This is a genomic window from Cupriavidus sp. 01L45 (assembly GCF_056399885.1).
In genome coordinates this window covers 65,980-89,546 of sequence record NZ_JBFTSG010000034.1, presented here as the reverse complement: position 1 = coordinate 89,546, position 23,567 = coordinate 65,980, and the positions used below count along the sequence as shown (strand labels likewise).

The window sequence follows — 23,567 nt, the reverse complement described above, 5'->3', positions numbered from 1 at the left end:
CTACAACCCGTAGCGCTTGATCTTGTCGTACAGCGTGGCCTTGCCAACCTGCAGCAGGTCCGCGGCCTGGCTGACCGCGCCGCCGGTGCGCGCCAGCGTATCGGCGATGACAGCACGCTCGTAGTGTTCCATGCGCTCCTTGAGCGGCGTGGAGTCGTCGAGCGCATCGGCGCGCGTGCCGCCCTCGGGCACGCCCAGCACCAGACGGTCGGCGGCGTTGCGCAACTCGCGCACATTGCCGGGCCAGGCGCGCTGCATCAGCGCCTGGCGCTGCAGCTCGGAGAGGATGGGCGCGGGGCGCTGGTAGCGCACCGCCGCCACCAGCATGAAGTGCTCGAACAGCGGCACGATATCCTCGCGCCGCTCGCGCAGCGGGGGCAGCGGGATGGTGACGACATTGAGCCGGTAGTAGAGATCCTGGCGGAACGTGCCTTGCGCCACCAGCGCCTCCATATCCCCCTTTGCCGCCGCCACGATGCGCACATCGATTGCGATCGATGCATTGGACCCGAGCCGCTCCAGCGTGCCCTCCTGCAGCACGCGCAGCAGCTTGACCTGCAGCGCCAGCGGCATGCTCTCGATTTCGTCGAGGAACAGCGTGCCGCCGGAGGCATGCTCGAGCTTGCCCACGCGGCGCTTGCCGGCGCCGGTGAAAGCGCCCGCCTCATGGCCGAACATCTCGCTCTCGAAAATGGCCTCCGGCACCGCGCCGCAATTCAGCGCGACGAACGGTGCGTGATGCCGCGGCGACAAGGCATGCAGGCTGCGCGCCACCAACTCCTTGCCGGTGCCGGTCTCGCCGTTGATCATCACCGGCACGTCGGTGGCGGCCACGTTGGCCACCAGCATGCGCACCTGCTCGATGGCAGGAGAGCGCCCGATGATACGGGTGCCCGCGGCCGGGCCGGCCAGCTCGCGCCGCAGGGCGAGGTTTTCCAGTTCGAGCGCGCGCCGTTCCAGCGCGCGGCGCACGGTCTCGGTCAGGCGGTCGGCACCGAAGGGTTTCTCGATAAAGTCGTAGGCGCCTTCGCGCATGGCCTGCACCGCCATGGTGATGTCGCCGTGGCCGGTGACCAGGATCACGGGTACGCCCGGTGCCGCGTTGCGGCAGTGCTGCAACAGGTCCAGGCCGCTGGCGCCGGTGAGCCGCACGTCCGTCACCAGCACGCCGGGGAATTCCGGCGACAGGTGCGGCATGGCGGCTTCGGCCGAAGGCAGCGCCAGCACGGAGAAGCCAGCCAGTTCCAGGCTCTGCGCGGTAGCCTGGCGTACCAGGGGTTCGTCTTCGACGAACAGGACACGCAATCCGTCTTGCATGGCGATGCTCACTCAGTATGGGTGGGAGAGGTGGATCTTGGCTCCGCGCGGGGCGCGCCACCATCGGGCGCAGGTGCACGCCGCAGCACCACCACGAATTCGGCGCCGCCATCCGGCCGGCCGGCCGCGCTCAGCTGGCCGCCGAACTCGCGCACGATGGAGGTCGAGATGGCCAGTCCAAGGCCGAGGCCCTGGCCGATTTCCTTGGTGGTGAAGAAGGGCTCGAACAGCCTGGGCAAGACGTCGACGGGAATGCCGGTGCCGTTGTCGCGCACCGCGATGCTGACGGTGTCGCCGTGCTCGCTGACCGCCACTTCCACGCACGGCGCGTCCGGCGCAGCGGTGGCCAGCGCATCCAGCGCGTTACCGATGAGGTTGAGCAGCACTTGCTCGAGCTTGAGCTCGTCGGCCCACACCGCAGGCCCGGGCGGTTGCGACAAGCCCTCCACCCTTAGCGTGACGTGAGCGAGCCGCGGCGCCATCAGCGCCAGCACGTGATCCAGCGCGGCGCGCACATGCACCGCGTGGCGGCGCTGGCGCGCCTTGCCGGCGAACAGCTTGAGCTGCCCGGTGATCTTGCCCATGCGTGCCGTGAGATCGGCAATGGCGGCCAGGTTGTCGGTCACCGCATCGAGCTTGCCGCGCTCCAGCAGCACGCGGGTGTTGTCGGAAAAGGTGCGCAGGGCCGCCAGCGGCTGGTTCAGCTCATGGGTGATGCCCGCCGCCATCTGGCCCAGCGCCGCCAGCTTGCTGGCCTGCACCAGTTCGTCCTGTGCCGCGCGCAGTTCGCCCTCGGCGCGCGTGCGTTCGGCCACTTCGGCTTCCAGTTGCTCGTTGATGGCCATCAGGTCAGCCGTGCGCGCCTCCACGCGCCGCTCGAGTTCGTCGTAAGCGGCTTCGAGCAAGCGCCTGCCGTATTCGATGTCGCGCGCGCGCTGGCGGCGCTGGCGCCAGTTGAACAGCAGCAGGCACATGCAGGCATAGGCCAGCGCCGCGCCCACGGTGGCATTGCGCGCGCTCGCCAGCACCGGGTCCAGCGAGGCCATCACCTGCATGGTCCAGTCGGCCGGGCCCACCTTGCGGCTGATCTCGAGGTAACGCTCGGCGCTGCCGCCTGTGCCGATGCGCACCAGCCGCGCGCCCTCGCCCAGCACCGTATGGCCGAGCCAGCGCGTGACCGGCGATTGCAGCGCCTCCAGCGGCAGCGGCTTGACCGCCTGGTCGTGGTACTGGCGCGTGCGGTCCAGCTCCGACTGCAACTCGGGCGGCAGCGGCCGCAGCGTGCGGTATTGCCAGGCCGGAACCGATGAGAGAAAAACCACGCCGTGGTCGTCGCTCACCATCACCGGCTCGGCGCCGCCGGCGCCCGCGCGCTGGAACCACTCCAGGTTGAGCTTGACCACGGTCACGCCCACCACCCGGCTGCCCACCTTCACGGGCTGGGCGATGTAATAGCCGGGTTCGTCGCTGGTGATGCCGATGGCGTAGAAGCGCCCGACCTCCCCGCGCGAGGCGATCTGGAAATAGGGGCGAAAACGATAGTCGGTGCCAACGAAACTGCCCGGCTGGTCATGGTTGCTGGCGGCCAGCGCCACGCCGTTGGCGGCGATCACATAGGTGGCCGAAGCGCGCGCGCGGCGATTGACGTCGGACAGGTAGCGGTTGGCCGCCGCCACCCGCGCGGGATCGGTGGGCGCGGCCAGCAGGTCGTGAACGAAAGGATGAAGCGAGACCAGCGCGGGAAGGAACTCGTAGCGGTCGAGCGTGCTTTCCAGCGTGGCCGCGTAGCGGTCGGCGCGGGTCGCCGTGGTCTGTTGCAGGCCATCGACGCCGCGCTGCACCGAAACCAGCCAGGTCAGCGAGCACAGCGCCAGCAGGCCGATGGCCAGCGCCGCCACAAAGCCTCGCCAGCTTCCGCCGCCATCGCCCGGCGTATGCACCAGGCGGGCGGAAGCGGGATCATGCACGGCGAGGAAATCGTCGGAATGTGGCATCGGCGCATGCGAAGGGACACGCGCCGATGATACCCGCTGGCGGGCGGCGCCGGCTGGCGCCGCCGCCCCGGAGGCCCGGACCTCAGCGGACGCCGGAGCCGGCTTCGGCAAGTTCGGCCGTTTCATCGCCGCCACGGCGTAGCGCGCGGTCAAGCTGCACGCGGTCAAGTTCATGCTCCCACGCCGACATGACCACCGTCGCCACACCGTTGCCGATGATATTGGTCAGCGCGCGGCATTCGCTCATGAAGCGGTCGATGCCCAGGATCAGCACCATGCCCGCCACCGGAATATCCGGCACCACCGCCAGCGTGGCGGCCAGCGTGATGAAGCCGGAGCCGGTCACGCCGCTGGCGCCCTTGGAGGTGATCATCGCCACGCCCAGGACGGTGAGCTGCTGCAGCAGCGTGAGCTCGATGCCGGTGGCCTGGGCGATGAAGAGCACCGCCATGGTCATGTAGATGTTGGTGCCATCCAGGTTGAAGGAGTAACCCGTGGGCACCACCAGCCCCACCACCGATTTGGAGCAGCCCAGGTTTTCCAGCTTTTCCATCAGGTGCGGCAGCGCGGCTTCCGACGAGCTGGTGCCCAGTACGATCAGCAGTTCTTCCTTGATGTAGGCGATGAAGCGGAAGATGTTGAAACCCGTCAGGCGCGCCACCGTACCCAGCACCACCACCACGAAGACGATCGCGGTGAAGTAGAAGGTGCCGATCAGCTTGAGCAGCGGCACCAGCGAACCGAGACCGTACTTGCCGATGGTGAAGGCCATCGCGCCGAACGCGCCAAGCGGCGCCACCTTGGTGATCACATGCACGATGTGGAAGAACACCTTGGATACCTGTTCGACGAAGTCGAACACAATCTTCGAGCGGTCGCCCATCGCCGCCAGCGCCGAGCCGAAGAACAGCGAAATCAGCAGGATCTGCAGGATGTCGCCGTTGGCGAACGCGCTGACCATCGTGTCCGGGATGATGTGCATGAAGAACTCGACCGTGCTCTGGCCGTGCGCCTGCGTCACGTATTGCGAGATCGCCTTGGTGTCGAGCGTGGCCGGATCAATGTTGAATCCGACGCCCGGCTTCAGTATGTGCGCGGACAGCAGGCCGATGAGCAGCGCGAAGGTGGAGATCACCTCGAAGTACAGCAGCGCCTTGCCGCCCACGCGGCCCACCTTCTTCATGTCGCGCATGCCGGCGATGCCGGACACCACGGTACAGAAGATGATCGGCCCGATGATCATCTTGATCAGCTTGATGAAGCCGTCGCCCAGCGGCTTCATTGCAATGCCCGTAGCGGGCCAGAAGTGCCCGAGCACGATGCCCACCGCGATGGCGAATAGCACCTGCACGTACAGGATCTTGTAGAAGGGTTTCCTCATGATGTCGTCCTCGGTATTTTGACCGTGCCCGCCGCCGCAGCGGCGGCAGGTTCGCGCGCCCTGCAAATGGAACGCGTCTGCCTTACTAATCGCAACCGCCGTGCCAGCCCGCCACGCCGCGCCAAGCCCCTGATTTCAAAAGGAAGCTGGCAAAGCGGCCGCGCGTTCACTCCGGCTTTCCGGAAATCCGGAAAATGCGCGTCCGGGGATCCGGACGATCCCGCCCGCGCGGGTGCGCGCTACGCCACCCATGCCGGCGGCACCGCGCCCGCGGCATCGAAGCCGGGGCCCAAAGCGTCGAACCGCCCCGCTTCACACCGTATAATTCAGCCCTTCCACCCATTCCCTAGCGGCCGGCGCGCGCCCGGGGCACCTTTGCCTTGCGGTGCCGCAAGCCGCCGAACGCCCACCACGCATGAGCAGCTACTACGAGCACCATGTTTTCTTCTGCCTCAACCAGCGCGAGGATGGCGGCGCCTGCTGCGCTGACCACAATGCGAAGGCCATGCAGGAATACGCCAAGAAGCGCTGCAAGGCGCTCGGCATCAGCGGCGGCGAAGGGCGGGTGCGCATCAACAAGGCTGGCTGCCTGAACCGTTGTGAACTCGGGCCGGTGCTGGTGGTCTATCCCGAGGCCGTCTGGTACACCTTCGTCGACGAGCAGGACATCGACGAAATCATCGACAGCCATCTGGTGGGCGGCAAGCCGGTCGAACGCCTGATGCTTGATCGCTGACCGGCGGCCACGCAGATACGCAGATACGCTGAACCGATAAGCCGCTGAACCCCGGGCGCAGCCGCGCTTTAGCCAGYCACCCGCTTCCTGTTTCCATGAACGCGCATACCCAGGTACTTACCGTTGCCGGCCCAGCCGGCGCCATCGACATTTCGGTCGACCTGCCCCAGGCCGGCGCCCCGCGCGGCCTCGCGCTGGTGGCCCATCCGCATCCGCTGTTTGGTGGCACCAAGGACAACAAGGTGGCGCAAACGCTGGCGCGCAGTTTCGTGCAGCTGGGATACGCCACCGTGCGGCCGAACTTCCGTGGCGTCGGCGGCACCGCGGGCAGCCACGACAACGGCGTGGGCGAGCAGGACGACCTGCTGGCGGTGATTGCCTGGATGCGCACCCAGGCCGCGTGGTCGCCGGATGCCGCCACGCTGCCGCTGGCGCTGGGCGGTTTCTCCTTCGGCAGCTTCGTGGCAAGCCATGTGGCCCGGCGCCTGGCCGAGGCCGGCACGCCGGCGCAGCGCCTGGTCATGGTGGGGACCGCCGCCAGCCGCTGGGAAGTGGCCACGGTGCCGGCCGACACCATCGTCATACACGGCGAGCAGGATGACACCGTACCGCTGGCAAGCGTGTTCGACTGGGCCCGCCCGCAGGAACTGCCGGTGATCGTGATCCCCGGCGCCGACCACTTCTTTCATCGCAAGCTGCACCTGATCAAGCAGCTCGTCGTCAATGCGTGGGACCAGTGACGGGAGCGGCGCGCCGCCCCGCCATGTCACCGGATGCATTCCCCGCCCCTTTTTTTTGTCGGAAACTGAAACATGTTGAATAGAGCCACGCCGCTTTTCGCGTCCGCCAACACGTCCGCCATCGTCACCGCCGCCATCGTCGGCGCGGCCACGGTACTTCCCGCGGCGCCCGTGCGCGCCCAGGGCGTGCCGATGCCGCAGGTCGCGGCCAAGTCCTGGATGCTGTACGACGTCACCAGCGGCCAGGCCCTGGCTTCGCAGAACGCCGACGCGCGCATCGAGCCGGCCTCGCTGACCAAGCTGATGACCGCCTACCTGGCGTTTGCCGCTATCAAGGAAAAGCGCCTCACGATCGACCAGACCGTGGTGCCGACCACGCTGGTCCTGAAGGTCAAGAGCGACGAATCGCGCATGTTCCTGGAGCCCAACAAGCCGGTGAGCGTGCGCGACCTGCTGCTGGGCCTGATCGTGCAGTCGGGCAACGACGCCGCGCTGGCGCTGGCCGAAGCGGTCGGCGGCTCGGAGGAAGGCTTCGTGGCGATGATGAATCGCGAAGCCCAGCAACTGGGGATGAAGAACACCCACTTCACCAACACCGACGGCATCCCCGACCCGAACCACTACACCACGGCCATGGATCTGGCCACGCTGACCACGCGCATCATCAAGGACTTCCCCGAGTACTACAGCATGTACTCGCAGAAGGAATTCACCTACAACAAGATCCGCCAGCCCAACCGCAACCGCCTGCTCTACATCGACCCGACCGTGGACGGCGTCAAGACGGGCCACACCAAGTCGGCCGGCTACTGCCTGATCTCCTCGGCCAAGCGTCCGCTGGCCAATGTGCCGAACGGTTCGCGCCGCCTGGTCTCGATCGTGATCGGTACCACCACCGAAGCGGTCCGCACGCAGGAAAGCCTGAAGATCCTCAACTACGGCTTCCAGTTCTTCGACACCCTGCGCCTGTACGACCGCGGGCAGGTGCTGGCCACGCCGGAGATCTACAAGGGCAAGGAATCCACCGTCAAGATCGGCGTCAAGGACGAAACGTACATCACCGTGCCCAAGGGCACGGGCGGCCGCATCAAGCCGGTGCTGGAACGCCAGGAACTGCTGCTGGCCCCGATCGCGGYCGGCCAGCAGGTCGGCACAGTMAAGCTGATGGACGGCGCCACCAAGGTGGCCGAATTCCCGGTGGTGGCGCTGGAAGACGTGCCCGAGGCAGGCTTCTTCGGCCGCCTGTGGGATACCATCCGCCTGTGGTTCAAGCGCAAGTAAGCTGGAGGGCCTTGAAATGAGCAACGACAATTCCGACCAGGGCAAGCCGGGCAACGTCCCGCCGCGCGAGTCGCTGATCGAGTATCCCAGCCATTTCCCCATCAAGGTGATGGGAAGCATGCAGGATGGCTTCGCCGAAGCCATCGTGACGCTGGTGCAGGGCTTCGATCCCGACTTCCACGCCGGCAAGATGGAAATGCGTCCCTCGAGCAAGGGCAACTACCTCGGCCTGACCGTCACGGTATGGGTCACCAGCCGCGAACAGCTCGACGACCTGTACCGCGCGCTGACTTCCCACCCGATGGTGAAGGTGGTGCTGTAAGCGGTTGGACGGTGTAGCGGCCGGCCAGCTTGCCGCAATCCTCCCGCCATGCACTGCGTGGCGCCCCTCTCCCCCTGAGGGGTGAGGGGGTAACAACAATCAGGCACTTCGGACCGGGTTGGCCTATCCGCCCGGCTTCGTCTGGCGCCAAAAACAACAAACCATGAACACCATCACCCTCAAGCCCGGCAAGGAAAAATCCCTGCTGCGCCGCCACCCCTGGGTCTATGCGACCGGCGTGGACACCATCGAAGGCCGTTGTGAATCCGGCAGCACCGTGATCGTGCGCGCCGCCGACGGCCGCTTCCTGGCGCGCGGGGCCTACAGCCCCAGCTCCCAGATTCGCGTGCGGGTGTGGAGCTTCGACGAAAGCGAGCCGGTCGATCACGCCATGTTCAAGCGGCGCGTCTCCGCCGCCGTCGCCCATCGCAAGCAGTGGGTCAGGGACAGCGACGCGGTGCGCCTGGTGTTCGGTGAGGCCGACCGCCTGCCTGGACTGATCGTCGACTACTACGGCAGCGGCGCGAACGGCCAGCTGGTGTGCCAGTTCAACGCCGCCGGGGTCGAAGCCTGGAAGGACGCGCTGGTGCAGGCGCTGGTCAAGGAAACCGGCTGCCCCAACGTGTACGAGCGCTCCGACGCCGCCGTGCGCGAACGCGAAGGCCTGCCGCTGGTGACAGGTGTGCTGGCTGGCGCCGAACCCGATCCTGAACTCAGCGTGACCGAACACGGCGTGCGCTACTACGTGGACGTGCGCAGCGGCCACAAGACCGGCTTCTATGTCGACCAGCGCGACAACCGCAAGCTGGTGGGCGACCTCGCCAACGGCCGCGAGGTGCTCAACTGCTTCTGCTACACCGGCGGCTTCTCGCTGGCGGCGCTGCGTGGCGGCGCCACCGCGGTGACCTCGATCGACTCCTCCGGCGAAGCACTCAAGACCGCCGCTGGCAACGTCACCCTGAATGGCTTCGACCCCGAGCGCGCGACCTGGCTCGATGCCGATGTATTCAAGTCGCTGCGCCAGTTCCGCGCCGAAGGCCGCCAGTTCGACCTGGTGGTGCTGGACCCGCCCAAGTTCGCGCCCTCCGCCCAGCACATCGACCGCGCCGCGCGCGCCTACAAGGAAATCAACCTGGTCGGCCTGCAGTTGCTGCGTCCGGGCGGCCTGCTGTTCACCTATTCGTGCTCGGGTGCGATCAGCATGGAGCTGTTCCAGAAGATCGTGGCTGGCGCGGCTACCGACGCCCGTGCCGACGCGCGCATCCTGCGCCGCCTCTCGGCCGGCACCGATCACCCGATGCTGGCCGCCTTCCCCGAAGGCGAGTATCTCAAGGGCCTCCTGCTGGAAAAGATCTGAAATCCGGCCGCCTCGGCCAAGGACGAACGGCGCCCGAGTGCGCCGTTTTTCATCGGCAGGCCAGGCGCGCGCAACGGTCATCCCGACTTCACGCGAGCGTCTTTGGTTCGTCACAAACGCCATCTATAGTCCGGTGTGCGGACGCGGCATTGGCAGGTGCCCTTCCGCCTCTTCCTATCAGTCTTCGTGGTAGTTGGCCCCGCGGCGTAGCGGGGTTTTTTTGCTCCCGCCGTTTGTCGGCGACGAAGCGATGAGCCGTCAACGGAAGGACATCACAGGGCACGCCATGTGCATCCGCCAAGTGGCTGCGTCCAGTGCCGCCATGGCCAGGCCGCCCGGCTTCGCCAATGCCGCCGGTCGTCTATGGTGAAGAGAGAGCGATCGCCCCGGCGTAGATTGCCCCTTCTAACGCCCGCAAGCCGAAACTCCCTATAATCGAACGATCGTTCATATCCAGGGCGCCACCGGCGCCCGTACGTGGTCCAGGAGACGCCATGCCCGCCGCCAAACAACTGCCCCAGGTCCTGCAAAACCTGGCGCTGCCCGTGATTTCCTCGCCGATGTTCATCGTCAGCTACCCCGAGCTGGTGCTGGCGCAGTGCAAGGCCGGCATCGTCGGTTCCTTCCCCGCGCTGAACGCGCGCCCGGCCGAGATGCTGGGCGAGTGGCTCACGCAGATGGAAGAAGAACTCGCCAGCTTCCGCGCCGCCAATCCGGACAAGCCGGTGGGACCCATCGCGGTCAACCAGATCGTGCACGTCTCGAACGCGCGGCTGGAGCACGACATCAAGGTGTGCGTGGACCACAAGGTGCCGATCTTCATCACCTCGCTGCGCGCGCCGCCCAAGGAGATGATCGACGCGGTGCACAGTTATGGCGGCATCGTGCTGCACGACGTCATCAGCATCCGCCACGCCGAGAAGGCGATCGAGGCCGGCGTGGACGGCCTGATCCTGGTAGCGGCCGGCGCCGGCGGGCATGCCGGCACGCTGTCGCCGTTCGCGCTGGTGGGCGAAGTGCGCAAGATCTTCGACGGCGTGATCGCGCTGTCGGGCTCGATCGCCAACGGCGAATCCGTGCTGGCCGCGCAGGCCATGGGGGCGGACTTCGCCTATGTGGGCACCCGTTTCATCGCCTCGCAGGAAGCCCACGCCAGCGAGACCTACAAGCAGTCGATCACCACCTCCGCCGCGGCCGACATCATCTACACCAACCTGTTCACCGGCGTGCACGGCAACTACATCCGCGAGAGCATCGAGGCGTCGGGGCTGGATCCCGAGAACCTGCCCGTGGCCGACAAGACCAAGATGGACTTCTCCAGCGGCGCCTCCAAGGCCAAGGCATGGAAGGACGTGTGGGGTGCCGGCCAGGGCGTGGGCCAGATCCACGACATCCCCACCGCCGGCGAAATCGTGGCGCGCATGAAGGCCGAGTACAACGAGGCCCGCGCCCGCCTGGGACTGGCGGTCTGAGCGCAATGCCCCCGCCCGGCACCGCCGCAGCCGGCATGACCCTCGGCCGCAGGCAGCGGGCGCTGCGCGCGATATGGGTGGTGCTTGGCATGCTCAGCCTGCTGCTGGGCATTGCCGGCATCTTCCTGCCGGTGCTGCCGACCACGCCGTTCGTGCTGCTGGCCGCCGCCTGCTTCGCGCGCGGCTCGGAGCGCTTTCACGCACGGCTGCTGGCGCATCCGCGCTTCGGCCCGCTGGTGCATGACTGGCAGGTGCACCGCAGCGTGCCGCTGCGTGCCAAGTGCCTGGCCATCGGGATGATGTGGCCGTCGATGGGCATCACCGCGTGGCTGATGCGCGAGCGCCCGCTGGCGTCGCTGGCGCTGGTTGCCACCGCGGCGGCCGTCAGCGCGTGGCTGCTATGGCTGCCGACGCGCCCACCGGGCGGCCATGCTGCGCCGCCCGAACAAACTGGCGATCGCGCTCAGTCGTAGCTGCGCGCGTCCTCGATCACCTTGCCATCCTGCGGCAGCGAACCCGCTGCCACGAAGCGCACTTCGCCACGCAGGCGCATGACTTCGCGCAGCGATTCGCCGATGGCCTGGCCCAGGCTCGCATCCTCGCGGGTGGCATCGCAATGCAGGGTCATCACGTCGGCGCCAACGCTGCCCGTCACCACCAGGCGCGCGGCGCGCACCTCGGGATGGCGCCGCACCACCTCGCCCACCTGGCCGGGATGCACGAACATGCCCTTGACCTTGGTAGTCTGGTCGGCGCGTCCAAGCCAGCCCTTCAGGCGCAGGTTGGTTCGCCCGCACGGGCTGGCGCGCTCGCCCGAACCGGCCACGAACGCCGACAGGTCGCCCGTGCCAAAGCGGATCAGCGGATAGTCGCCGTTGCCGAGCACGGTCACCACCACCTCGCCGGTCTCGCCCTCCGGCATCGGCTGCGTGCCACCCGGCTCGACGATCTCGACCAGCACGTTCTCGTCCACCACCCAGCCATCGCCGCCCTGAGTCTCATAGGCAATCAGGCCCACATCGGCGCTGCCATACATCTGCTGCACCCGGATGCCGCGCTCGCCGAACCACGCGCGCAGCGAGGGCGGCAGCGCCTCGCCGGACACCAGCGCCTTGCCCAGGCTGCGGCAAGGCAGGCCGAGTTCGTCGCCTTTCTCCAGCAGCAGCCTGAGAAACGATGGTGTGCCCGCGTAGGCCGCCGGCTGCAGGCTGGCCAGCGCCTGCACCTGTGATTCGGTCTGGCCCACGCCGGCGGGAAACACGCAGCAACCCAGGCGATGGGCACCGGTTTCCATCATCATGCCGGCTGGCGTGAAGTGATAGGAGAAGGTGTTGTAGACCAGATCGCCAGAACGGAAGCCCGCCGCGAACATGGCGCGCGCGATGCGCCACCAGTCGGCGTCGTGCCCGTCCGGCTCGTTGATCGGCCCCGGCGACTGGAAGATATGCCGCAAGCCCCCCAGCGGGGTCGCATTGAGCCCGCCCAGCGGCGGCATCGCCTTCTGCCGCGCCGTCAGCTCGGACTTGCGCGTCACCGGCAGTGCCGCCAGCGCCGCGCGGGAATCCAGCGCKAGCGGATCCACATCGCGCAAGACCTCGGCAAAATAGGGGGCATGCGCCTTGGCATGCGCGACCTGCCGCGACAAGGCCGCCAGCAAGGCCTGCGAGCGGACTTCAGGGGCACGGGTTTCGAGCGAATCGAAGTGTTCGGACATGGTGCGTAGTTCGCGTAGTAGTCGCGTGATGAACCGCGTGAGGCAGCGCTCACCGATCGGCGTTGTGTTTAAGACCGAGTGCCCTTCTCAGGCCAGCCAGCGCTTGCGGCGGCGATAGCTTTTCACGTCGCGGAAAGAACTCCGCCCGCCGCCCTCGCCGTCGTTCGCCGCCACGCCCAGGTAGAACTCCTTCACATCCTCATTGGTGCGCAACGCCTCGGCCGCGCCATCCATCACCACGCGGCCGTTCTCCAGGATGTAGCCGTAGTCGGCATAGCGCAGCGCCACCATGGTGTTCTGCTCGGCCAGCAGGAAACTGACCTTCTCGCGCTGGTTGAGGTCGCGCACGATCTCGAAGATCTCCTCGACGATCTGCGGCGCCAGGCCCATCGACGGCTCGTCGAGCAGGATCATGCTGGGCTTGGCCATCATGGCCCGGCCGATCGCGCACATCTGCTGCTCGCCGCCGGAGGTGTAGCCCGCCTGCGATTTGCGGCGCGTCTTCAGGCGGGGAAAGTACGCGTAGATGCGTTCCAGCGCATCGCGCGTCTCGCTGCGCGACAGGCCGCGCGTATAGGCGCCGGTCAGCAGGTTTTCTTCCAGCGTCAGGTGGGCAAAGCAATGCCTCCCTTCCATCACCTGGATGACGCCGCGCTTGACCAGCTCGTTGGGCGTGAGCCGGTCGACCCGGTTGCCGCGATATTCGATCGAGCCCTTGGTGACGTCGCCGCGCTCGGCATGCAGCAGGTTGGAGATGGCCTTGAGCGTGGTGGTCTTGCCCGCGCCGTTGGCGCCCAGCAGCGCCACGATCCGCCCTTCCGGCACGTCGAGCGAAACGCCCTTGAGCACCAGGATGACGTGGTCGTAGATGACTTCGATATTGTTGACGGACAACAGGCTCATGATGCGGCTCGGTTGGTGGTTCCTGGCTGGCTTCATCCCCGCTCCCCCGTGCGCGGGAGAGCGGAGTCAACAACAAACGCCTCGCGGCGCCCGCTCAAGACTTCATGCACGTAGGCGAAATGCCCTTCTCTTTCGCGAACTGCGCGGCACTCGCCTTGAACAGCGGATGGATCAGGTTCTTGTTGCCTTCGATCCAGTCCGACACCACCACCCACTTGGTGCCATCCCACTGCTGGATCTTCACCTTGCCCGAACCCTCGTGGTTGTCGCAGCTGGTCTTGATCTCCGGCAGCAGGCCGGTCGCGCCCAGTTGGGCAAGTCGCGCGTTGGTCAGGTTCAGGTTCTCGAAGGCCCAGCGCATGTCATCGCCGCTCATGACCTTGCCCTTGCCATACTTGGCCTGCGCCACGCGGATCGCTTCCACCGTCACCACCGCGGCGGACACGCCGCGGTTGTAGAGCACCGAGCCGACCTTGTTGCGGTCCTGCATATTGCCCTTGCCGGCGCCGTAGACCACCTTGTCGATATCGGCGATCACCGGCACGGCCTTGCCGGCCACGTTCCAGGTCGCGCTCATATAGCCCTTGGCTGCGTCACCGGCGGGCAAGGTGTCTTCCTCGGAGCCAGCCCACCAGGAGCCGACCATCTTGTCGCGTGCGAAGCCCACCTTCTGCGCGGCCTTGAGCGCGGTCTGGTTCATCACGCCCCAGCCCCAGAAGATCACGTAGTCGGGATTCTCCTGGCGGATCTTCAGCCACTGCGCGCCCTGCTCGTTGCCGGGGTGCGCCACAGGGATCTCGACGAGGTTGAACTTGCCGAGCTTGGCTTCGGCCTCCAGCGCCACGATCGGCTCCTTGCCATAGGCCGAGTCGTGATACAGGTAGACGATCTTCTTGCCCGCCAGCGAGCCGCCGCTCTTGGAGGCCAGGTACTTGACGATGGCCGAGACCTGCATCTGGTAGGTGGTGACCAGCGGGAAGGCATAGGGGAACACCGAGCCGTCGACCGCATCGGTACGGCCATAGCCCATCATGACCAGCGGCACCTTGTCGGCCGCGGTCTTGTCCACCAGCGCGTAGGAAATGCCGGTCGACATGGTGTGATACGCGGTGCCCTTGCTGGCGGCGCTCTTGCTCTTGAGCCGCTCATAGCACTCCACGCCCTTGGCGTTGTTGTACTCCGTCTCGCACTCTTCCCACGAGAGCTTGACGCCATTCACGCCGCCTTCCTTGAGGTTGACGTAGTTAAGGTAGTCGACGAAGCCGCCGTAGAAGGACTGTCCGTTGGCGCCATAAGGGCCGACGCGATAGCTGGGCAAAGCGATGAACTGCTCGCCGCTTTGCGCCTGCACCGCCAGCGGCGCCAGCAGCGCCGCGGACGCTCCCACCGCCAGGGCAATGCGCTGCAGATTGCGAATCAGGATGGTCATGACTGTCTCCTTCACCTTGGCAGGTGTGTGTTTGTTATCGAATACCCGTTTGTTTGATCCGGCCTGGAAAACGTCAAAGCGTCAGTGCGTTGGTACTTAATGGGGGAATGGCCACAGCCGCAGCTTCTCCTTGGCGATCTGCCACAGCCGCGCGAGACCGTGCGGCTCCACGACCAGGAAGAAGATGATCAGCGCGCCGAACACCATCAACTGGATATGCGACACCGCGGCATTGGTAAAAGGCAGGTGCAGCAACGCGGCCAGCGGCGGCAGCGCGTTGTCCAGGAAGATCGGCAGCAACAGGATAAAGGCCGCGCCCAGGAAGGAGCCGAGGATGCTGCCCACGCCGCCGATGATGATCATGAACAGCACGCGGAAGGACAGGTCGAGCGAGAAGCCGTCGGGTTCGACCGAGCCCAGGTAGCAGAACGCATAGAGCGCGCCGGCCACGCCGCAGTAGAACGAGCTGACGGCGAAGGCCAGCAGCTTGGTGCGCATCAGCGGAATGCCGATCACCTCGGCCGCCACGTCCATGTCGCGCACCGACATCCATGCGCGCCCGGTGGACGAGCGCACCATGTTCTTGGCGGCGATGGCCAGCACCGTCACCAGCATCAGCACGAACAGATACTTCTTTACCGGGGTGTCGATGGCGATGCCGAACAGGTTCAGCTGCTGCGCGGTGATCACGCCGGAGGAACTGTTGTTGGAGAACCAGGGAAACTTGGTCAGCGCCCACACCACGAAGAACTGCGCGGCAAGCGTCGCGACAGCGAGGTAGAAGCCCTTGATGCGCAGCGACGGCAGCCCGAAGGCGACACCCACCAGCGCCGCCGACAATCCCGCGAGGATGAAGGTCAGCAGCACCGGCAGCCCTTCGATGCGCAACTGGAAGTTGTAGGCGGCATAGGCGCCCACGGCCATGAAGGCCGCCGTGCCGAGCGAGAGCTGTCCCGCGTAGCCGGTCAGGATATTCAGCCCGAGCGCGGCCAGCGCGAAGATCAGGAACGGGATCAGGATGGCCGAGAACCAGTATTCCGAACCGGTCAGGGGAATCGCGATGAAGGCCACCGCCATCAGCACCGCAAAGCCGATGCGGTCCTGGCGGATGGGGAAGATCTGGCTGTCGGCCAGGTAGCTGGTCTTGAACTGGCCGGATTCACGGTAGAACATGGGTTGTCTCCTGGGGCAAAGGCCGGTCAGACACGATCGATATGTTTCTCACCGAACAGCCCCTCGGGCCGCACCAGCAGGAACAACAGCGCAAACACGTACGGGAACCAGCCCTCGATGCCACCGAAGTTGCCCCCGAAGGCGGACTGAAAAACGGGCGGGATGTAGATCTCGGCGAGCTTCTCCGAGGCACCGATGATCAGGCCACCGACGATGGCGCCCGGCACCGAGGTAAAGCCGCCGAGGATCAGCACCGGCAGCGCCTTGAGCGCCGTCAGCGTCAGCGCGAACTGCACGCCATTGCGCGAGCCCCACAGCATGCCGGCCACCAGCGCGACGAAGCCCGCCACGCCCCACACGATGGCCCAGATATGCTGCAGCGGAATCCCCAGCGACAACGCGGCCTGGTGATCGTCAGCCACGGCGCGCAGCGCGCGGCCCACCTTGGTGTACTGGAAGAACAGGGCCAGCGTGCCCACCAGCAGGCCGGCGATGCCCGCCGCCGCCAGGTCGAACTTGGACACCACGATATTGAAGCGCGTCAGGATGGATTCGATCGGCTCGTCGACGATGCCAAGGTTGATCGGGCGGACTTCATTGCCGAACAGCAGCGGCCCCAGTCCTTCGAGGAAGAAGGACAGCCCGATGGTCGCCATGAACAGCGTGATCGGCGGCTGGTTGACCAGCTTGCGCAACACCAGGCGTTCGGTGCTGATGCCCACCACCACCATCACGCCAAACGCGCCGATCACCGCCGCCCACATCGGCAGGCCCTTGTCCATCAGCCCGACCACCGCCAGCGCGGCGAAGTAGACCATCGCGCCCTGCGCGAAATTGAATACGCCCGACGCCTTGTAGATCAGCACGAAGCCCAGCGCCACCAGCGAGTACATCAATCCCGACAACAGGCCGCCGATCAGGATTTCAAAGAAGAACGTCATGGTTATCCTTGTATCGTTCCGTGCGTTGCGTCTGTGTCAGTGACCGGCGCCGAGGTAGGCGCGGATCACGTCCGGGTTGGCCTTTACCGCCTCCGGCGTGCCGTCGCCGATCTTCTTGCCGTAGTCGAGCACCACCACGCGGTCGGAGATATCCATCACCACGCCCATATCGTGTTCGATCAGCACGATGGTGGTGCCGAACTGGTGGTTCACGTCCAGGATGAAGCGGCACATGTCCTGCTTCTCCTCCACGTTCATGCCTGCCATCGGCTCATCGAGCAGCAGCATGGAGGGCTCGGCCGCCAGCGCGCGCGCCAGCTCCACGCGCTTTTGCAAACCGTAGGGCAGGCGTCCCACCGGCGTCTTGCGGATGGCCTGGATTTCAAGGAAGTCGATCACCTCTTCGACCTTCTGACGGTGGCGCATTTCCTCGTTGCGCGCGGGGCCCCACCACAGCGCATTGGCCAACAGGCCGCTGCGGAACCGGGTATTGCGCCCCGTCATGATGTTGTCGAGCACGGTCATGCCCTTGAACAGCGCGATGTTCTGGAAGGTACGCGCGATGCCCTGACGGGCCGCGGCGGTGGGATGCATCTTGCGCCGTTCCTCGCCGCGGAACACGATGCGGCCCTGCTGCGGGTGATAGACCCCGTTGATCACATTGAGCATCGAGCTCTTGCCCGCGCCGTTGGGCCCGATGATGGCGCGGATCTCATGCTCGCGCACATCGAAGGAGATATCGGTCAGCGCCTTCACGCCACCGAAGGACAGCGAGATATGCTGCAGGTCGAGTATCACTTCGCCGGCCTGCCGCGCCTGCGCCTGCGCATGCTCGGCCTGCACACCGCCTTGCAGCTCCGCCGTGGCTCCCGCCACCGCGGACGCACCGCTCCACACCGGCTGGCCGTCGCCGCCGCGCTCTACGCCTTTCCATGCCATTTGCGTCATCCTCCCGCCCCTGCTCATGCCGCGCGTGCCGCGCCGGCGGAGGCCGGCGGGATGCGCTTCACGTCAACCAGCTTCAGCGTGGCCGATACACTGCCCTCGCGGCCATCCTCGAACTTCACGCGCGTCTCGATAAACTGCTCCGTCTTGCCGGCGTACAGCGCCTCGACCAGCACGCCGTACTTCTCGGCGATGAAGCCACGCCGCACCTTGCGAGTGCGCGTGAGCTCGTCATCGTCGGGATCCAGTTCCTTGTGCAGGATCAGGAAACGCGAGATCTGCGAGCCGGCCAGCATGGCATCGGTGGCGAGATCGGCATTCACCTGCTCGACGCACTCGGCGATCATGGCGATCACTTCCGGCTGCGCGGCAAGATCGATGTAGCCCGCGTACGCCAGGTGGCGCCGCTCGGCCCAGTTGCCGACCGCTTCGAAATCGATATTGATGAAAGCGCACACGCTGTCGCGGCCAGTGCCGAATGCCACCGCTTCCTTGATGTACTGGAAGAACTTGAGCTTGTTCTCGATGTACTTGGGCGCGAACATGGCGCCGTCCGACAACTTGCCCACATCCTTGGCGCGGTCGATGATCTTGAGATGGCCGTCGGCATCGATCACGCCCGCGTCGCCGGTCATGAAGTAACCATCGTCGTTGATCGCCTCACGGGTGGCATCGTCGCGCTTGTAGTAAGCCTTCAGCAGCCCCACGCCACGCACCAGCACCTCGCCGTTGTCGGCAATGCGGATCTCCATGCCCGGCGCGGCCGGCCCTACCGAATCGAACTTGACGTTGCCGTCCGGCTGCAGGCAGACATAGGCGCAGGTTTCAGTCTGGCCGTAGAACTGCTTGAGATTGACGCCGATCGAACGATAGAAGCGGAACAGGTCCGGCCCGATCGCTTCGCCCGCCGTGTAGCCCACGCGGATGCGGCTCATGCCCAGCACATTGCGCAGCGGCCCGAAGATCAGCGCTTCGCCCGCGGCGTAGCGCAGCCGGTCGGCCAGCGCCACCGGCTTCCCGTCGAGGATGTCGGTGCCGCAGCGGCGCGCCACGCCCATCGCCCAGTGGAACAGCTTGCGCTTGATCCAGCCCGCGTCTTCCATGCGGATCATCACCTGCGTGAGCAGGTTTTCATAGATGCGCGGCGGCGCGAAGTAATAGGTGGGACCGATCTCGCGCAGGTCGGTCATCACCGTCTCGCGCGATTCCGGGCAATTCACCGTAAAGCCCGCCGTCATGGCCTGCGCGTAGGAGAACAGGTTGTCGCCGACCCACGCCATCGGCAGGTAGGACAGCACATCGTCCTTCGCGGTCAAGCCGTCGAAAGCGCAGCCGTTGCGCGCCGAGCCGATCAGGCCGCGGTGCGAATGGCACACACCCTTGGGCTTGCCGGTGGTGCCGGAGGTATAGAGGATGATGGCGGTATCGTCGGGCGCGCCCGCGGCAACGGCCTGATCAAACAGGCCCGGATTGGCGCGATCGAATTCACGGCCGATTTCCTGCACGCGCTGGTACGACATCAGCGCCGGATGATCGTAGTCGCGCAGCCCTCGCGGGTCTTCATAGATGATGTGCCGCACCTTGCGGCCCTGCGCGGCGAGTTGCTCCTCCACTTCGAGCAGCTTGTCCACCTGCTCCTGGTCCTCGACGATGGCAAAATCGATCTCGGCATCGTTGAGCACGTAGATCATCTCGCCCGCGATCGCGTCCTGATACAGCGGCACGGGCACGCCACCCAGTGCCTGCGCCGCGCACATGGCCCAGTACAGGCGCGGCCGGTTGTCGCCGACCACCGCCAGGTTCATGCCGCGCGCAAAGCCCAGCGCGGCCAGTCCGCACGCCAGCGCACGAACCTCCTGCGCGGTCTGCGCCCAACTATAGGTTTGCCAGATTCCGAGATCCTTCTCGCGGTAAGCCGGGCTTTCCGGCCGCTGCTGCGCATGCGCAAGCAGCAGGCGCGGGAAGGTCGTCGCCGACGGTTCCTGCATCGCTGTCTCCTGTCCCTCCGAGGCGGGGATCCGCCACCGGTGTCAAGCCTGCTTCCGCTGGTTATACTTGGCCTGTTCTGCCCGGCGCGGATTCTGCCGCAGCGCAACAAGTCCTTCGTGCCTTGTCCTGGCGCGCACTCGCGGTTGGTGTGATCGTAAGATAGTGCATGCCATTTCCCCCGGTTGTCACGCCGATGACAATTCCGGGTTAATCCCTACGGGAAGGTTTTCCAGCTCATGCTCAACGATTTTGTCGACCGCTGCGTGTGGGCAGCCGACCTCAGTCCGGAACAACGCGACGTGGTCCGCCGCGCCATGTGCGTGCGCGAATATAGCCAGGGCGACTACGTCTGTCACAAGGGTGACAAGGCCGAGCACTGGCTGGGGGTGCTGGAAGGAATCGTCAAGATCACTACGGTGTCGCCTTCCGGCAAGTCGGTGACATTCACTGGTGTGCCTACCGGCGGCTGGTTCGGCGAAGGCGCCGTGCTCAAGGGCGAGATCCGCAAATACGATGTGATGGCGCTGCGGCGCTCGCGGATTGCTTTTCTTCCGCGCGAGACTTTTCAGTGGTTGCTGGATACCAGCCTGCCGTTCACGCGGTTCCTGCTGACGCAGTTCAACGAGCGGCTGGGTCAGTTCATTGCCGCCGTGGAATATGAACGGCTGCTCGATATCGATTCGCGGGTGGCGCGCGCGGTGTCGTCGCTGTTCAACGAGCACCTGTACCCTGGCCTGGGGACCACGTTGGAGATTTCGCAGGAAGAAATCGGCCTGCTGGCGGGCATATCGCGGCAGCGGGCCAACCAGGCGCTCAAGGTGCTGGAGCAGCAGGGACTGGTGAAGGTCGACTATGGCGTGATCGAGGTATTGGACCTGGAAGGGCTGCGGCAGTACGGCGAGTAGGACCGCCGCGCCCCTCGCGGCCACCTTGCGCCACGACCCGCTGCGGTTTGTCGCGCAATCAACGGAATACGCCGACCGCCTCCACCAGCCGGTTGGCCTGCTGTTTCAGGCTCTGTGCGGCGGCCGCGCTCTGCTCCACCAGCGCCGCGTTCTGCTGGGTGATGCGGTCGAGGTCGCCGATGGCATCGCCAACCTGGCTGATGCCCGCGCTCTGCTCGGACGTAGCCAGGCTGATCCCGGCGATCAGGTCGGAGACGCGCCTGACCTGGGCCACGATGTTGTCCATGGTCTGGCCGGCGTCGTTGACCAGTTGCGCCCCCGAGTCGACCTTTTCCACGCTGGCGCCGATCAGCGCCTTGATCTCCTTGGCCGCGCTGGCGCTGCGCTGGGCGAGCCCGCGCACCTCACCGGCCACCACCGCGAAACCCCTGCCCTGTTCCCCCGCCCGCGCGGCTTCCACCGCGGCATTCAGCGCAAGGATATTGGTCTGGAAGGCGATGCCGTCGATCACGCCGATGATGTCGGCGATCCGTTTCGAGCTACTGCTGATTTCCTCCATGGTCGCCACCACCTGCGACATCGCCTTGCCGCCCTTGGCCGCCTCGGTGCTGGCGGAGCCGGACAGCGCGTTTGCCTGGGCCGCGGTCTCGGCATTGCTCTTGACCGTGGCCGTCATCTGCGTCATCGACGACGCCGTATCCTGTACGTTGGATGCCGCCTGCTCGGTGCGCTGACTCAGGTCGCTGTTGCCCTGCGCGATCTCGCTGCTTGCGCCTTGCACGTTCAGCACCTGCTCGCTCACGTCGTCGATCAGCCAGCGGAACATCAGGCCAAGCTGGCTGATCGTGCGCAGGGTCATGCCGATCTCGTCCACGCGGTCCATATGCTCGACCTGCTGGCTTTCGCCTGACGCGACGCGCAAGGCCTGTGCCATGACCCGCTCCAGCGGCCGCGAGATCTGCGCCTCCAGCCAGCCGGAGACCAGCAGCAACATGGCGGCAACGATGCCGCCCAGGCCGGCCAGCGGCATCCCGCGCATGCCAAGCGCCGCCGCGCCAATGACCAAGGCCGGCAGCAAGGTCGCCAGGGCGCCGCGGATGCGCCAGCGCACCGGCATGGTCTTGAAGGCCGACGCCCACCGCTTCCAGCCRCCCTGAATGATCAGGCCCTTGTGGAAACGCCGCTGACCCGCACTGCCCTCGCGAAAGTCCTGGTAGAGCCGGGCGGCGGCGTCAATCTCCTCGCGCGATGGCCGCGTGCGCACCGACATGTACCCCACCGGCTTGCCGTTGCGCACCAGCGGCATGGCATTGGCGCGTACCCAGTAGTGGTCGCCGTCCTTGCGCCGGTTCTTTACCAGCGCCGTCCAGGGCTCGCCGCCCTTGAGCGTGGCCCACATGTCGGCGAACGCCTCGGCCGGCATATCCGGGTGCCGCACGATATTGTGGGGCTGACCCTGGATTTCCTCGCGCGTGAAGCCACTGACATYGACGAAGGCCGCGTTGGCATAGGCAATGCGACTGCTGGTGTCGGTGGTCGACATCAGCGTCGCATTCTCAGGCAGTTCGTATTCGCGCTGCGAGACGGGTTGGTTGTTGCGCATAAAGATTCCCCATCGGTTTTCCAAAGCACGCGACGCACAGGCAGTGCCACGACTGCGGCGGCGCGTAGTGCATTTCAGCGTTTACGGAAATGTCTATACAAAGCTTTAGCGATTAGGGACAAATTAAGACATTCACCCGGTTTCAGCTGGATCGAAATTGATTCCACTCAGTGTTAATTGGCTTTATCGCCGCCAAAGGCTTGACAATATTTTTTAATACGATCGTTCTATTTAACGCCTGTTGATACCGATTCTTGTTTGAAAATTCAAGCAGACAGCAAATCGTCAGGAACCGGAAGGGGCATGGTTCATTGATCACGACATGCTGGAGAACCGGCAGGCAGGGGCGTTCCGCAAACGAAAAAAAACTGGCGACGGATCGCTCCATTGCCAGTTTTCTTAGCTTCCCCCCGCCCCGTGGAAGGGGGGCTTTCCATCTCTTACTGCTTCAATATCACTTGCTGTAGACGTACACGCCGCGGCCCGTCTTGCGGCCGAGATAGCCCGCTGCCACCATTTCGCGCATCAGCATGGCCGGACGGTATTTCGGGTCGGCAAATTCGGTGTACAGCACCTCCATCACCGCCAGCATCGTATCCAGGCCGATCATGTCGGCCAGCGCCAGCGGGCCGATGGGGTGATTGCAGCCCAGCTTCATGCCTTCGTCGATCTCTTCCGGCGACGCCAGGCCTTCACCCAGCACGCAGAATGCTTCATTGATCATCGGGCAGAGAATCCGGTTCACCACAAAGCCCGGGTTGTTCTTCACGGTGATCGGGTACTTGCCCAGCGCCTTGGAGAGTTCTTCCACCAGCGCATGCGTGGCATCGCTGGTCTGCAGGCCGCGGATCAGTTCCACCAGCGCCATCATCGGCACCGGATTGAAGAAGTGCATGCCGATGAAGTTGCCCGGCCGGGTCGTGACCGCCGCCAGCTTGGTGATCGAGATCGACGAAGTATTGGACGCCACGATCACGTTGTCGCCGACAATGCTGTCGATCTGCTTGAGGATCTTGACCTTGAGGTCGAAGTTCTCGGTGGCGGCTTCGATCACGATGTCGGTGGCCTTGAGCGATTCATAGGCGGTCGAGCCCTTGATGCGCGCCAGTGCGGCTTCCTTGTCGGCTTCGCTGATCTTGTCCTTCTTGATCAGGCGGTCCAGGCTGCCCGCAACGGTGGCGATGCCCTTGTTCACCGCTGCGTCGCTGATGTCCACCATCACCACGTCCAGGCCCACTACGGCGCATGCTTGCGCGATGCCGTTACCCATGGTGCCGGCGCCTACGATGCCAACTGTCCTGATTCCCATCTTCTCTTCCTTGTTGCTGGTTGCTTGATGCAGATCCGGCCCGCCGCGGGTGCGGC

20 protein-coding genes are annotated in these 23,567 nt (G+C 65.5%); 8 read left to right on the top strand and 12 right to left on the bottom strand.

Features of this window, described 5'->3' with window-relative positions:
• The 3 genes from AC1DT6_RS22865 to AC1DT6_RS22855 form a co-directional block, all read right to left on the bottom strand.
• Positions 1-1,317 carry a sigma-54-dependent transcriptional regulator gene (locus AC1DT6_RS22865; protein WP_441630714.1) on the bottom strand — a complete coding sequence of 439 codons (1,317 nt, stop codon included), beginning with the start codon at positions 1,315-1,317 and terminating at the stop codon, positions 1-3.
• 8 nt (positions 1,318-1,325) lie between these two features.
• The gene (locus tag AC1DT6_RS22860; protein ID WP_477103635.1) at positions 1,326-3,311 is read right to left on the bottom strand and encodes a sensor histidine kinase; all 1,986 of its coding nucleotides are present in this window, start codon (positions 3,309-3,311) and stop codon (positions 1,326-1,328) included.
• Positions 3,312-3,393: 82 nt separating this feature from the next.
• Positions 3,394-4,692 (bottom strand): dicarboxylate/amino acid:cation symporter, encoded by a 1,299-nt coding sequence (locus AC1DT6_RS22855; RefSeq protein ID WP_441630710.1) that lies wholly within the window; start codon positions 4,690-4,692, stop codon positions 3,394-3,396.
• A gap of 415 nt (positions 4,693-5,107) precedes the next feature.
• On the opposite strand from AC1DT6_RS22855, the gene AC1DT6_RS22850 reads away from it, so the two are divergent.
• From AC1DT6_RS22850 to AC1DT6_RS22820, 7 genes are all read left to right on the top strand, one after another.
• Positions 5,108-5,428, top strand: a complete 321-nt coding sequence (locus tag AC1DT6_RS22850) for a (2Fe-2S) ferredoxin domain-containing protein (protein WP_035875798.1) — start codon at positions 5,108-5,110, stop codon at positions 5,426-5,428.
• Between the two features lie 95 nt (positions 5,429-5,523).
• Entirely contained in the window at positions 5,524-6,168 is a 645-nt protein-coding gene (locus AC1DT6_RS22845) for an alpha/beta hydrolase (protein WP_441630708.1), read from the top strand.
• Between the two features lie 72 nt (positions 6,169-6,240).
• A complete protein-coding gene (locus AC1DT6_RS22840; protein ID WP_477114918.1) occupies positions 6,241-7,449 on the top strand; it encodes a D-alanyl-D-alanine carboxypeptidase family protein in 1,209 nt (402 codons plus the stop codon).
• A 16-nt stretch (positions 7,450-7,465) separates the two neighbouring features.
• Positions 7,466-7,771: a YbeD family protein gene (locus tag AC1DT6_RS22835; RefSeq protein WP_045236115.1), complete on the top strand. Its 306-nt coding sequence runs from the start codon at positions 7,466-7,468 to the stop codon at positions 7,769-7,771.
• Positions 7,772-7,934: 163 nt separating this feature from the next.
• Positions 7,935-9,128 (top strand): class I SAM-dependent rRNA methyltransferase, encoded by a 1,194-nt coding sequence (locus tag AC1DT6_RS22830; protein ID WP_035875791.1) that lies wholly within the window; start codon positions 7,935-7,937, stop codon positions 9,126-9,128.
• A gap of 494 nt (positions 9,129-9,622) precedes the next feature.
• Complete coding sequence (locus AC1DT6_RS22825; protein WP_045236117.1) at positions 9,623-10,600, top strand: NAD(P)H-dependent flavin oxidoreductase; 978 nt, start codon at positions 9,623-9,625, stop codon at positions 10,598-10,600.
• 35 nt (positions 10,601-10,635) lie between these two features.
• Positions 10,636-11,073 carry a YbaN family protein gene (locus AC1DT6_RS22820; protein WP_441630701.1) on the top strand — a complete coding sequence of 146 codons (438 nt, stop codon included), beginning with the start codon at positions 10,636-10,638 and terminating at the stop codon, positions 11,071-11,073.
• Here AC1DT6_RS22820 and AC1DT6_RS22815 read toward each other — a convergent pair.
• The 7 genes from AC1DT6_RS22815 to AC1DT6_RS22785 all read right to left on the bottom strand — a co-directional run bounded on the left by AC1DT6_RS22815 (position 11,064) and on the right by AC1DT6_RS22785 (position 19,693).
• Positions 11,064-12,314 carry a phenylacetate--CoA ligase family protein gene (locus AC1DT6_RS22815; RefSeq protein WP_441630699.1) on the bottom strand — a complete coding sequence of 417 codons (1,251 nt, stop codon included), beginning with the start codon at positions 12,312-12,314 and terminating at the stop codon, positions 11,064-11,066. The two genes, AC1DT6_RS22820 and AC1DT6_RS22815, sit on opposite strands and share 10 nt — an antisense overlap.
• Before the next feature lie 87 nt (positions 12,315-12,401).
• The gene (locus tag AC1DT6_RS22810) at positions 12,402-13,217 is read right to left on the bottom strand and encodes an ABC transporter ATP-binding protein (protein WP_441630697.1); all 816 of its coding nucleotides are present in this window, start codon (positions 13,215-13,217) and stop codon (positions 12,402-12,404) included.
• 94 nt (positions 13,218-13,311) lie between these two features.
• Positions 13,312-14,646: an ABC transporter substrate-binding protein gene (locus AC1DT6_RS22805; protein ID WP_441630695.1), complete on the bottom strand. Its 1,335-nt coding sequence runs from the start codon at positions 14,644-14,646 to the stop codon at positions 13,312-13,314.
• A 96-nt stretch (positions 14,647-14,742) separates the two neighbouring features.
• Positions 14,743-15,819 (bottom strand): branched-chain amino acid ABC transporter permease, encoded by a 1,077-nt coding sequence (locus AC1DT6_RS22800; RefSeq protein ID WP_035875779.1) that lies wholly within the window; start codon positions 15,817-15,819, stop codon positions 14,743-14,745.
• Between the two features lie 26 nt (positions 15,820-15,845).
• Positions 15,846-16,760 (bottom strand): branched-chain amino acid ABC transporter permease, encoded by a 915-nt coding sequence (locus AC1DT6_RS22795; protein WP_035875777.1) that lies wholly within the window; start codon positions 16,758-16,760, stop codon positions 15,846-15,848.
• Between the two features lie 36 nt (positions 16,761-16,796).
• On the bottom strand, positions 16,797-17,708 hold the full coding sequence (locus AC1DT6_RS22790) for an ABC transporter ATP-binding protein (protein WP_035875775.1): 912 nt from the start codon (positions 17,706-17,708) through the stop codon (positions 16,797-16,799).
• A gap of 14 nt (positions 17,709-17,722) precedes the next feature.
• Positions 17,723-19,693, bottom strand: coding sequence for an AMP-dependent synthetase/ligase (locus AC1DT6_RS22785; protein ID WP_477114917.1), 1,971 nt, complete (start codon positions 19,691-19,693; stop codon positions 17,723-17,725).
• 237 nt (positions 19,694-19,930) lie between these two features.
• Between AC1DT6_RS22785 and AC1DT6_RS22780 the strand changes: the two genes are divergently transcribed.
• A complete protein-coding gene (locus tag AC1DT6_RS22780; protein ID WP_441630689.1) occupies positions 19,931-20,599 on the top strand; it encodes a Crp/Fnr family transcriptional regulator in 669 nt (222 codons plus the stop codon).
• A gap of 58 nt (positions 20,600-20,657) precedes the next feature.
• Here AC1DT6_RS22780 and AC1DT6_RS22775 read toward each other — a convergent pair whose 3' ends face one another.
• Together AC1DT6_RS22775 and AC1DT6_RS22770 are read right to left on the bottom strand one after the other, a co-directional pair.
• Complete coding sequence (locus tag AC1DT6_RS22775) at positions 20,658-22,202, bottom strand: methyl-accepting chemotaxis protein (protein ID WP_477114916.1); 1,545 nt, start codon at positions 22,200-22,202, stop codon at positions 20,658-20,660.
• A 454-nt stretch (positions 22,203-22,656) separates the two neighbouring features.
• The gene (locus AC1DT6_RS22770; protein ID WP_045236126.1) at positions 22,657-23,511 is read right to left on the bottom strand and encodes a 3-hydroxybutyryl-CoA dehydrogenase; all 855 of its coding nucleotides are present in this window, start codon (positions 23,509-23,511) and stop codon (positions 22,657-22,659) included.
• Positions 23,512-23,567 lie beyond the last annotated feature (56 nt).